This window comes from Nocardia cyriacigeorgica NBRC 100375, from assembly GCF_000308555.1.
GTDB lineage: Bacteria > Actinomycetota > Actinomycetes > Mycobacteriales > Mycobacteriaceae > Nocardia > Nocardia cyriacigeorgica.
In genome coordinates this window covers 1-8557 of sequence record NZ_BAFY01000002.1, presented here as the reverse complement: position 1 = coordinate 8557, position 8557 = coordinate 1, and the positions used below count along the sequence as shown (strand labels likewise).

Annotated in this window: 8 protein-coding genes, 2 tRNA genes and 1 pseudogene; 3 read left to right on the top strand and 8 right to left on the bottom strand. The window is 66.7% G+C overall.

Features of this window, described 5'->3' with window-relative positions:
- Window positions 1–2: 2 nt before the first annotated feature.
- On the top strand, window positions 3–890 hold the full coding sequence (locus RJ05_RS00105; protein WP_036531414.1) for an oxygenase MpaB family protein: 888 nt from the start codon (window positions 3–5) through the stop codon (window positions 888–890).
- Window positions 891–894: 4 nt separating this feature from the next.
- Here RJ05_RS00105 and RJ05_RS00100 read toward each other — a convergent pair whose 3' ends face one another.
- A complete protein-coding gene (locus RJ05_RS00100; protein WP_051016003.1) occupies window positions 895–1431 on the bottom strand; it encodes a pyridoxamine 5'-phosphate oxidase family protein in 537 nt (178 codons plus the stop codon).
- An 82-nt stretch (window positions 1432–1513) separates the two neighbouring features.
- Between RJ05_RS00100 and RJ05_RS00095 the strand changes: the two genes are divergently transcribed.
- Window positions 1514–1936, top strand: a complete 423-nt coding sequence (locus RJ05_RS00095; protein WP_036531412.1) for a winged helix-turn-helix transcriptional regulator — start codon at window positions 1514–1516, stop codon at window positions 1934–1936.
- A gap of 59 nt (window positions 1937–1995) precedes the next feature.
- Window positions 1996–2991, top strand: a complete 996-nt coding sequence (locus tag RJ05_RS00090; RefSeq protein ID WP_051016002.1) for a DUF1444 domain-containing protein — start codon at window positions 1996–1998, stop codon at window positions 2989–2991.
- 7 nt (window positions 2992–2998) lie between these two features.
- Here the strand turns inward: RJ05_RS00090 and RJ05_RS29140 are convergent, their stop codons facing one another.
- The 7 genes and pseudogenes from RJ05_RS29140 to RJ05_RS00060 form a co-directional block, all read right to left on the bottom strand.
- The gene (locus tag RJ05_RS29140; RefSeq protein WP_051016001.1) at window positions 2999–3532 is read right to left on the bottom strand and encodes a hypothetical protein; all 534 of its coding nucleotides are present in this window, start codon (window positions 3530–3532) and stop codon (window positions 2999–3001) included.
- 448 nt (window positions 3533–3980) lie between these two features.
- Window positions 3981–4056 (bottom strand) — tRNA-Ala (locus tag RJ05_RS00080).
- A gap of 18 nt (window positions 4057–4074) precedes the next feature.
- Entirely contained in the window at window positions 4075–4182 is a 108-nt protein-coding gene (locus tag RJ05_RS31835) for a DLW-39 family protein (protein ID WP_014348311.1), read from the bottom strand.
- A gap of 29 nt (window positions 4183–4211) precedes the next feature.
- Window positions 4212–4285, bottom strand: a tRNA-Ile gene (locus tag RJ05_RS00075).
- Between the two features lie 207 nt (window positions 4286–4492).
- Complete coding sequence (locus tag RJ05_RS00070; protein WP_036531410.1) at window positions 4493–5578, bottom strand: DUF3566 domain-containing protein; 1086 nt, start codon at window positions 5576–5578, stop codon at window positions 4493–4495.
- Between the two features lie 36 nt (window positions 5579–5614).
- A complete protein-coding gene (gene gyrA, locus RJ05_RS00065) occupies window positions 5615–8125 on the bottom strand; it encodes a DNA gyrase subunit A (RefSeq protein ID WP_036531407.1) in 2511 nt (836 codons plus the stop codon).
- A gap of 87 nt (window positions 8126–8212) precedes the next feature.
- Window positions 8213–8557, bottom strand: a pseudogene (locus RJ05_RS00060) (DNA topoisomerase IV subunit B); the annotation flags it as partial.

The following is an 8557-nucleotide window of genomic DNA, read 5'->3' as shown; positions in this document are numbered from 1 at the left end:
TCGTGTCCAGGACCACCGCCCTTCCCGAACGCCGCCCCTTCGGTCCCGGTACCCGGATGTGGGAGGAAGTCGGGCTGGTCACTTTCTCGCTCACCGCCGGATCCGCGTTCCTGCTGCAAACCATGGAACCGACCATCTCCGCCGTGGTCGACGAACACTCCACCTTCCGCACCGATCCGGTCGGTCGCGCGGTGCGCAGCCTGTCGGCGGTGATGACCTGGACCTACGGCGGCCCCGAGGCTCTCGCCGAGACCGAACGCCTGCGCGCGATGCACGCCTCGCTCAACACCACCGACGCCGCGGGTGTCAAACATCGCGCGCTGTCGAGCGGACCGTGGGCGTGGGTATTGCACACCGGCACCTTCGCCTTCAGCGAGAACGCCGAATATTTCGCCAAGCGACCGCTGACCCGGGACGAGAAGGAGCACTACTACCGCGAGACGTTGCAGCTCATGCGCAACTTCTCCGTGCCGCCCAAAGAAATCCCCGCCACCTACGCCGATTTCGAGAAGTTCTTCGCCGACCGGGTGGAGAACCATCTCGTCGCCACCCAGACCGCACACGACTACCTGCGGGTGATCCGCTCGGTCGGCGCGCCGAAGCAGCTGCCGTCATTCCTGCGGCCGGTGTGGAAGTGGGCGGTGTCCCCGATCGGCGCGCTGCAATACTTCGTCACCGTCGGTACCACGCCCGAGGCCGCCCGCCGCAAACTGGGCCTGACCTGGACCGACTCCGACGAACGTAAGCTTCGCGCGATCGGCTGGGTGATCGCGCGAATCGTGCCGCTGCTGCCGGAACGGTTGCGCTACTTCCCCATCGCCTATGAGGCCCGCAAGCTCGAGCGTGATCGCGCCCGCTTGCAGGAGGTCATCGCCAAGCGCCCGATCTGAACAGTCACCGGGCCACCGGGGCGGGCTCGGCCGGCACGTCGGCCGGCGCCTGCCAGATCCGGCTGCGCAGATCCCGTCCCCGGATCACCTGGATCCGCCACGGCTCCAACCGCATGATGTGCAGTTTCGGATCGTCGGGTGAGGTCCAGAATTGCCCGAGGTGATATCCGGCGCCGGGTGGGCTGGTGCGGGCATACATCCGCCAGATCCGCTCCCTGGTCCGCGGGTCGTGCACGCCGTTGGCGGGATCGTCGATCCACTGGGCCGTGGCGTCGACGGCCACCGAATTATTGCTGCCCTGAGCCCAATACGAGAAGTTCACGTGCGGATTGCGCGCGATGTGGGCGGACTTGATCGGCGTCCGGTAGGTCGCCAGCCACCCCAGCGGGTTGCCGTCGACGCTCTCCCACACCGGGATCAGCACCCGGGTGCGTGGACGGTTCTTGCTGTCCACGGTCACCATCGTCGCGTACACGATGCGACCCACATAGGCATCGAATTCGGATTCGATCTCCGCGAACGACCCCACTTTGCCGGCCATCACGCCACCTCCACATCGGTTCCCAAAGCACCTGTCGGTTACTTCTTGTAACTGAGAGCATCATCGGTCACCATTTGATTCCATGGAAGACGGCACTTCTGAGTCACTCGGTTACTGCGCGGATACCGACGACTACACGGCGAAACAGTGGGACACCCGCGAGGACTGCGATGTGCGCCAGATCCTGGACCGTATCGCCGACAAATGGTCGCTGCTGACGATCGCGCTGCTGGCCGGTCGCACCATGCGCTTCACCGAGCTGCGGCGCGAGATCGACGGCGTCAGCCAGCGCATGCTCACCCGCACGCTGCGGCATCTGGAACGCGACGGGCTGGTGCGACGCACGGTGTATCCGGTGGTTCCGCCGCGGGTGGAGTACGAGCTCACCCCGCTCGGCGGAAGCCTGCACGAGACGATCCAGGCGCTGGTCAGCTGGACCGAGACCCATCAGGGCGAGATCGCGGCGGCGCGCACCGCATACGACAACAGAGCCGAAATCGCTTGATGCCCGGCGGTTGTCGCCAGCGACAGGAAGTGTCGTAGGCGGCCGTTAGCGTGTGCGGCGTGACCGACTTCGAGGTTCCCCAGAACTGGGCCGACGCCCGTCCCCTGCTGCGGCCGGTGCTTCGGCCCGTGACCTACCGCAGCACCGTGCCCGCCGCCGATCAGCCGCTCGGACGCACCGTGCTGCCGTTCGTGGACGAGCTGGTGGCTGTCGATCTACCGGACCGGCGCACCATCGTCAACGACGACCACCGCGCGGCCTGGGGTGTATCGGCCGACGAGGTCTTCGAGGCCGCGCTGACGAATCTGTCCGCGATGGCGCAGCTGCCGGAGCCGGAGGCCGATTCCATGCTGCATTTCGCCGATGACGGCGACGGCTATTTCACGTCGTGGCTGCTGGTTCCGGGCTGGCTGGCGTCCTTCCGTGCCGGTTACGGCCGCCGTCCGGTGGCGTTCCTGCCGGATGTCGACACGTTGATCGTGGCGCCCGATGATCCGGAGATGATCGGTTCGCTGTTCGAGATGATCGAGGAGCAGTACGGCGAGTCCGAGCGTCCGCTCAGCCCGCAGGCCTACACCGTCGACGACGACGGCCGGGTGGTGCCCTTCGATCAGGCCGGGCCGCATGAGCAGCTGCCTGCCGCACAGCGCGCCCGGTGCGGGCTTGCCGTCACCGAGTATGCCGCGCAGACGGAATGGTTGAATGAAATCCTCGAAGAGGAGTTCGATTTCGAGTCACTGGACGCCGAACTCACCGACTCCTCAACCGCCTATGTCGCCTCGCTGATGTACTACGACCCGGGTGACGGCCCGCGCACCATCACCGCGTGGGGTGAGGGTGTGGACTACCTGTTGCCGGAGGCCGATCTCGTCGTCTTCTGCGAAACCGACGACAGTGGCGAGGAGCGCACCCTGTTCGACGCACCGTTCGCGCGCGTGGTCGAGATCCTCGGCCTGACGCCGGTGCCAGGTCTCGCGCCGGCCCGCTACGAGATCAGGAGCTGGCCCGAGCCGGAGCAGTTGCGCCGTATCGAGCAGGCAGCCGCCCTCGGCTGAGCCGCATTCACCGTTCCCGGCGTCGTCTGAACCGGATGTTCAGTGGCGCCGGGTCACGCAGTTGGGTGCGTTCGGCAGGCGCCACCAGGATCGCCGCCAACCCGAGGATCGGTAGCAGCGCCGCCGCGAGAACACTGAAAGTGAAACTCACACCGCTCATTTCGGCCGGCTTATGCAGTAGGTGATAGATCAGGTGCGGCACTCCGAACACCAGCCACCCCAGCCCCGCCACCCGCGCCGGCAAGCTGTCCCCGTAATACAGCGCCGCCCCGGTGACAGCCGCCAGCGCGAGGAAGAACGCCCCCACATCCGCGGCCAGGTGATGGTTGTACGGCCCGTCCGCCGATATCCACCGCATCCCGAACCCGGGAAAGCTGGTGTACCAGGAGCGCGGAGCGAACACCGCCCACGCGCCGACCACAAGCCCCTGAATCGCGAGTATCCACAGGATGATTCGCAGGATCAGCCACCGCCGCCGATTCACCTCGAACCGCATCCGAACCCGCACGCCCTCCCCATTCCCCCGTATCGAGATCCGCATCGGCCCCTCCATCCACACCCGTGCCCTCGTCGAGTGCAGTAACGGTAAGCCCGCAGCTGAGCCCTGGCAATACCGTCGGAGCTGGGAAGATTCACCATCGCGAGCAGCCACGACTGTGCGCAAGCCCGGCATCCCTCCAACGACGCCGCGCCCGCGCGCAGCGATGCACGGCAGGCCCCAGAGGATCGACACCACGTCCGAGGCGCGACCGGCTGAAACCAGCGAGACCCCAAGGCCAAAGCCCGCCGGACGGTCACCTCAACGGCGGACCAAAACCAGAAAGGGGATCCGGGGGAAGCCCCTCCGGGCGGAGACCGTTATGGCGGGCCAAACCGAAGAGGGGGTCCGGGGGCGAAGCCCTCCGGGCGGGGTTTGGGGGCTGCGCCCCCAAAAAACACGCGGAACCAAAACACCGGCGAGCGCTTTCCGCGAGCATCGCCGGTGGATTTGGTGGAGCCTAGGGGAATCGAACCCCTAACCCCTGCCTTGCAAAGGCAGTGCTCTGCCAATTGAGCTAAGGCCCCGGGTGGCTGCCCGAGCTGTCAGCGGGTGGTGACCTCATGCCACAGGTCGGCGTCGTTGCGCTGGCGCAGTTTGGTGATTCCGATGAGAACCGCGACCACGACACCGAGTGTGAGGAGAATTTTCATGGTTCCCACCCTACTGTGATGTTCGGGAGTGGGCCTAGGAGGACTTGAACCTCCGACCTCTTCGTTATCAGCGAAGCGCTCTAACCGCCTGAGCTATAGGCCCGTGTGTTCGTTGTTGTGTTCAGCCGGGTACCGCACCGAACGCAACGACCGAGAACAGAGATTACCCGACGCGCCGACTACGACCAAAACGCCTGGTAGACGAGCTGCCGAGGGCCACACCTATGAGCGGGCCCGTCGTCCCCCGGCAACGACAACGGCCGGCACACCGCGCCCATCGGAGGGCTCGGCACCGGCCGTCGCGTCTGTCCTAGTCCGGGTCGGCCAGGGTGATCTGGATGCCGCCGACCAGATCGCAGCACTGGTTGTAGATGAACGTGCCGACGGTGGCCAGCGCGGTGAACAGCACCACGTTGATCAGGCCGATGACGCCGGCGTAGCCGAACACCGTGCCCGCGTCGATCAGGCCGGTGGAGGCACCGCTGTCCTGCGACACCATCTCGGTGAAGGTGTCGTTGAGCCGCTCCCACACGCCCATGCCCTCGAGCACGATGTAGAGCAGCCCGACCGCGAGCATCCACACGAAGAACAGCGCCACGCTGATGACCAGGGTGATCTTCAGCGTCGACCACGGGTCGATGCGGCGGATCTGGACCGTGGCGCGCAGCGGCTCACCGGCGACCGCCTGCGCGACCGCGACCGGCACCGCCGGCGAGACCGGGGTGGGTCCCGGCTTGGGTGCGCTGGGGTTCTCCGGCGGCAGCGGGTGCCGGATCTCGGACAGATCCGGCATGTCCTTGGTGAGCTCGGGGCGGGAGATGCTGCGGGTGGGCCCGTCGAGCCCGACCGACTTCACCATCGCCGCTTCCTTGCGGGCCGCCTTGGCCGCGAGGTCGGCGGTGGTGCGGGCATTGCCGACGCCCCCGCCGAGACCGCCGCCGCCACCGAGACCGCCGCCACCGGACGGCGCCTGCCGACCGGCCACCGGCGAATGCCCGGGCCGGGGCAGGTTGGACTGCGGCTCCCGCTGGGGTAGCGCCGACCAGCCGTCCTGATACCGCGACTGGCCGCCGCCGTTGCCGCTCGGCGCGCCCGAATCGCCCTGCGGCGCTTGACCGGAACCGTTCATCCGTACGGTCTGATCGGCGGCGTTGCCGCCGTCCTTCGGTGCCGAGTCGGCACCGTCGGAGCCGAATTCGCCCTGCTTGTCGTTGTTTTCGCGCGACTGTGCGGCGGGCCCGGCGCCGGCCTGCGGATTCGCGCCCGCCGGACCGCCATTGGACGGTTCGGACTCCGGTCGTTGGATCGGCCGGGGCGGAATCGGTGACGGGGCGACCCGTTCGGTCACGCCGTTCGTCTGCTGCCGCTCGTCATTCGGCTGATTCGGAGTGGTCAATGCAATCCTCAGATCCGTTCGTTGCCGCCGCTGTGTTTATTGCTCGGAAGAATCGCTGGTGTCGTCGCCGATAGCTTCGGGCTCGTCGGCGTTGCGCGCGATCGCAAGCAAGGTATCGCCCTCGCCCAGGTTCATCAATCGCACGCCCTTGGTCTGGCGGCCTGCCTTGCGAACCTGCTTGGCCCCGGTGCGGATGACACCGCCCCCGGAGGTGATCGCGTACAGCTCGTCGTCGTCGTCGACGATGAGCGCACCGACCAGCGTGCCACGCCTGGTGTCGTACTGGATGGTCAACACACCCTTACCGCCGCGTCCCTGCGCGGTGTACTCCTCGATCGCGGTGCGCTTCGCGTACCCGCCCGAGGTCGCGACCAGCAGGTATGTGCCCTCACGCACGACGTTGAGCGAGAGCAGCTCGTCCTCGGCGTTGAACCGCATGCCCTGCACGCCGGAGGTGGCCCGGCCCATCGGACGCAGCGCCTCGTCGGTCGCCGCGAAGCGGATCGACTGGCCCTGTGCCGATACCAGCAGCAGGTCGTCGTCCGCCGAGCACAGCACGGCACCGACCAGTTCGTCGTTGTCGCGCAGGTTCACCGCGACGATGCCTCCGCTGCGGTTGGAGTCGAAATCCGACAGCCGCGACTTCTTCACGAGGCCATTCTTGGTGGCGAGCACCAGATACGGGGCGTCTTCGTAGGATTTGATCCGAATGATCTGGGCGATCTTCTCGTCCGGCTGGAACGCCAGCAGGTTCGCCACGTGCTGACCGCGGGCGGTCCGGTTGGCTTCGGGCAGCTCGTAGGCCTTGGCCCGGTAGACCCGGCCCTTGTTGGTGAAGAACAGCAGCCAATCGTGGGTCGAGGTGATGAAGAAGTGCTTGACCAGGTCGTCCTGCTTGAGACCCGCGCCCTGCACACCCTTGCCGCCGCGCTTCTGGCTGCGGTAGAGGTCGGTCTTGGTGCGCTTGGCGTAGCCGGTCTCGGTGATGGTGACGACCACGTCCTCGCGGGCGATCAGATCCTCGTCGGCCACGTCACCGTCGGCGGCGATGATCTTGGTGCGGCGTTCGTCGCCGTACTTCTCCACGATCTCGGCCAGCTCGTCGCGCACGATGCCGCGCTGCCGCTCCGGCTTGTCGAGAATGTCCTTGAGGTCGGCGATCTCGGCCTCGATCTTGGCCAGCTCGTCGACGATCTTCTGCCGCTCCAGCGCCGAGAGCCTGCGCAGCTGCATGTCGAGGATGGCGGTGGCCTGGATCTCGTCGATATCGAGCAGCTGCATCAGGCCGGTGCGCGCGGTATCGGTATTGGCCGAACGCCGGATCAGCGCGATGACCTCGTCGAGCGCGTCGAGCGCCTTGACCAGGCCGCGCAGGATGTGGGCACGTTCCTCGGCCTTGCGCAGCAGGTAGCGGGTGCGCCGGACGATGACTTCCAACTGGTGTTCGACGTAGTACCGGATCATCTGATCCAGGCGCAGCGTGCGCGGCACCCCGTCGACGATGGAGAGCATGTTGGCGCCGAAGCTGGTCTGCAGCTGGGTGTGCTTGTACAGGTTGTTCAGCACGACCTTGGCGACGGCGTCACGCTTGACCGTCACCACGATCCGCATACCCGCGCGGTCGGAGGACTCGTCGTGGATATCGGAGATGCCGGCGATCTTGCCGTCCTTCACCTGCTCGGCGATCGAGTTGATGAAGTTGTCGGTGTTGACCTGGTACGGCAGCTCGGTGATGACGATGGTGGTGCGGCCGCGGGTGTCTTCCTCGATCTCCACCACGCCGCGCATGCGGATGGAACCGCGGCCGGTGGTGTAGGCGTCGTGGATGCCCTGTCCGCCGACGATCAGGCCCGCGGTCGGGAAGTCAGGGCCCTTGACGCGTTCCATGCACGCGGCGAGGGTCGCCTCTTCGTCGGCGTCGTAGTTCTCCAGCGCCCAGTAGATGGCCTCGGCGAGCTCGTTGAGGTTGTGCGGCGGGATATTGGTCGCCATACCGACCGCGATGCCGTTGCTGCCGTTCATCAGCAGGTTCGGCACCCGGCTCGGCAGCACCACCGGCTCCTGCGAGCGGCCGTCGTAGTTCGGCGTGAAATCGACGGTCTCGTGGTCGATCTCGCGCAGCAGCTCCATGGCCAGCGGCGTCAGGCGGCATTCGGTGTAGCGCATGGCGGCCGCACCGTCGTTGCCGCGGGAGCCGAAGTTGCCTTGGCCGTCGACCAGCGGATACCGCAGCGACCACGGCTGCGCCATCCGCACCAGAGTGTCGTAGATGGAGGCATCGCCGTGCGGGTGGTAGTTACCCATGGTCTCGGCGACCGGGCGCGCGGACTTCACGTAACCGCGATCGGGCCGGTAACCGTTGTCGTACATCGCGTAGAGCACGCGCCGATGCACCGGCTTGAGGCCGTCGCGCACATCGGGCAGCGCGCGGCCCACGATCACGCTCATCGCGTAATCGATGTAGCTGCTCTGCATCTCGTTCTGGATGTCGACCGGCTCGATGCGGTCGCCTGCGCCGCCGTTCGGGGGCAGTGTGGTCTCAGTCATGAAGAGGTCTCCGTTGGAAGGCTCGGGGGCAGCGGCAGTTGCAGGCAGAGGTCAAGGGTTCGATTCCCCTGGCCCCTCCCTGACCGGCTACACGTCGAGGAAGCGAACGTCCTTGGCATTGCGGGTGATGAAGCTGCGGCGCGCCTCGACGTCCTCGCCCATCAGCACCGAGAACAGTTCATCGGCCGCGGCGGCATCGTCGAGGGTGACCTGACGCAGCACCCGGACCGCCGGATCCATCGTGGTCTCCCACAGTTCCTTGGCGTTCATCTCGCCCAGACCCTTGTAGCGCTGGACGCCGTCGTCCTTGTTGATCTTCTTGCCCGCGGCCAGACCCGCCTCGAGCAGGCCGTCGCGCTCGCGGTCGGAGTAGGCGAACTCCGGATCGGCGCGCTGCCACTTGAGCTTGTACAGCGGCGGCTGCGCCAGGTA